2 protein-coding genes are annotated in these 2,246 nt (G+C 74.4%); both read left to right on the top strand.

From position 1 onward, the window contains the following. Window positions 1-234: 234 nt before the first annotated feature. The gene (locus HW445_RS27700; RefSeq protein WP_180223606.1) at window positions 235-1,083 is read left to right on the top strand and encodes a hypothetical protein; all 849 of its coding nucleotides are present in this window, start codon (window positions 235-237) and stop codon (window positions 1,081-1,083) included. 1 nt (window position 1,084) lies between these two features. Then, entirely contained in the window at window positions 1,085-2,218 is a 1,134-nt protein-coding gene (locus tag HW445_RS27695; protein ID WP_180223605.1) for a PadR family transcriptional regulator, read from the top strand. Window positions 2,219-2,246 lie beyond the last annotated feature (28 nt).

Genomic DNA, 2,246 nt, shown 5'->3' with positions numbered 1-2,246 from the left:
CACGTCCGCCCGCCCCGCCCGTACCGCCTCTTGCGCCCGCGCCGCCCGCACGTCGACTCGCCATGATCGCCACGGTAGGTCAGCCGGAGCGATTCCTCCCGCTCTGTTCACCCGACCGCCGCGTCCGCCTCCCGGCCCGTATCTCCCCCGGACGGGCGTATTGACTTCACCGGACCGCGATATATCGTGTTCTGGAGAAGACGCGATACACCGCGTCCCGCCGAGGAGGTCCGCATGCCCGAGTGGTCGGTGACCGAGCCGCTCAAGCTCACGCTCGACGAACCCGTCAGCGCCCTGCACGTCCGCCTCGTCCGGGGCGCGGTGAACGTGGTCGGCACCGAGGAGACCGCCGCGCGTCTGGAGGTGTCCGCGGTGGAGGGCGACCCCTTGGAGGTCACCCTGGAGGAGGGTGTCCTCACGGTGGCCTACCGGGACCTGCCCTGGCAGAACTTCCGCAAGCTGCTGGACCGCGACTCCTGGCGCAGCAGCGCGGTCGTCACCCTCGCGGTCCCCGCCGGCACCGCCGTACGGATCGGCTCGGTGGACGCCGCGGCCGTGGTCTCCGGCATCAGCGGCCGTACGGATGTGCAGGGCGTCAACGGCGACACCACCCTCGTCGGTCTCACCGGGCCGGTCTCGGCGTCCACCGTCACCGGTTCCGTGGAGGCCCAGGCCCTCTCCGGCGACATCCGCTTCAGCTCCGTCGGCGGCGACCTGACCGTGGTCGAGGGCACGAGCCGCTCCGTGCGGGCCGAGTCGGTGACCGGCTCGGTGATGATCGACCTGGGCCGCACGGGTCCCGCCGATCTCCAGCTCTCGAACGTCTCGGGCGAGATCGCCGTCCGCCTCCCCGAGCCCACGGACGCCGAGGTCCACGCGGACACCGCCGCCGGTTCCATCTCCAACGCCTTCGAGGACCTGAGGGTGGGCGGCATGCCCGGCACCCGCCGGGTCACCGGTCGCCTCGGCGCGGGCAGCGGCAGGATCCGGGCCACCACGGTCTCCGGTTCCATCGCCCTGCTCCGCCGGCCCGCCGCCCCGGACGCCGGGGAAACCGACGCCCCTACCGAGAAGGTGCTCTGACATGCCTCCCGTCTTCGCCCACGGCCGCCTCCGCCTCTACCTGCTGAAGCTCCTCGACGAGGCGCCCCGTCACGGCTACGAGGTGATCCGCCTGCTGGAGGAGCGCTTCCAGGGCCTCTACGCCCCCTCGGCCGGCACGGTCTACCCGCGCCTGGCCAAGCTGGAGGCCGAGGGTCTGGTCACCCACACCACCGAGGGCGGCCGCAAGGTCTACTCGATCACCGAGGCGGGCCGCCGGGAGCTCGCGGACCGCAGCGCCGAGTTGGCCGACCTGGAGGTGGAGATCCTCGAGTCGGTGGCGGAGCTGGCCGCCGAGATCCGCGACGAGGTGCGCGACGCGGCGGGCGACCTGCGCCGCGAGATGCGGGCCGCCGCCGGGCAGACCGGCCCTGGCGGAGGTTCCCGCGGCGGGCGGGGAGCCGCGGCCGGCGGCAAGGGCCGCCCGTTCGGGCCCTTCGGGGAGGGTGGCCTCGGCGACAAGGACGCCTGGCAGGCGGCCAAGGAGGAGATGCGCCGCGCCCGGCAGGAGTGGAAGGAACAGGCCCGCCGGGCCAAGGACGAGAGCCGCCGTGCCCGCGAGGAGGCCGAGCGCACCCGCCGCCAGGCCCAGGAGGCGCAGCAGGAGGTCCAGCGGATCGCGCGACGTGTCCAGGAGCAGGTACAGGACCACTTCGCGCGCGGCGACTGGCCCACCGGGGTGCGTGAGGGCCTGTCCGAGCTCACCAAGGAGTTCGGCCAGTTCGCCCAGTTCGGAGGCTTCGGGTCGTTCGGCAGGCCCACCACCGCCGACCGCGCCTCCGACGCGGAGCGCGCCCGGGACCCCTTCGAGAAGCCGGAGCCCGAGTCCGGTCCGGAGCCGTCCGCGTCCGGGGTTCCCGCATCCGACGGATCCGGCCCCGTCTTCGCCCCCGTGGCGGACGGCCTGGAGGTCGGCTACGAGCCGGAGTGGGCCCACGACGCCGGCACCGGCGACCCGCTCCGCGATCTGGAGCGTCTGCTGGACCGGCTGCGGGACGACGTCCGGGACGCCGCCCGGGACCACGGGGTCACCGCGGACCAGCTGGCCGAGGCCCGCGGCCACCTGGCCACCGCCGCGGCCCGTGTCTCGGCGATACTCCGGGCCCCGCGCCCCTGAGCGCCGCGGGTGTCGCCGCCGAACGGCA

Source organism: Streptomyces sp. UH6 (assembly GCF_013421635.1).
Classification (GTDB): domain Bacteria; phylum Actinomycetota; class Actinomycetes; order Streptomycetales; family Streptomycetaceae; genus Streptomyces; species Streptomyces abyssomicinicus.
This window is presented reverse-complemented; position numbering and strand designations above follow the sequence as displayed.

Excerpts from the sequence above, each read along its gene's own strand:
- HW445_RS27700 (WP_180223606.1), top strand. The coding sequence starts at position 235 with ATGCCCGAGTGGTCGGTGACCGAGCCGCTCAAGCTCACGCTCGACGAA.
- HW445_RS27695 (WP_180223605.1), top strand. The coding sequence starts at position 1,085 with ATGCCTCCCGTCTTCGCCCACGGCCGCCTCCGCCTCTACCTGCTGAAG.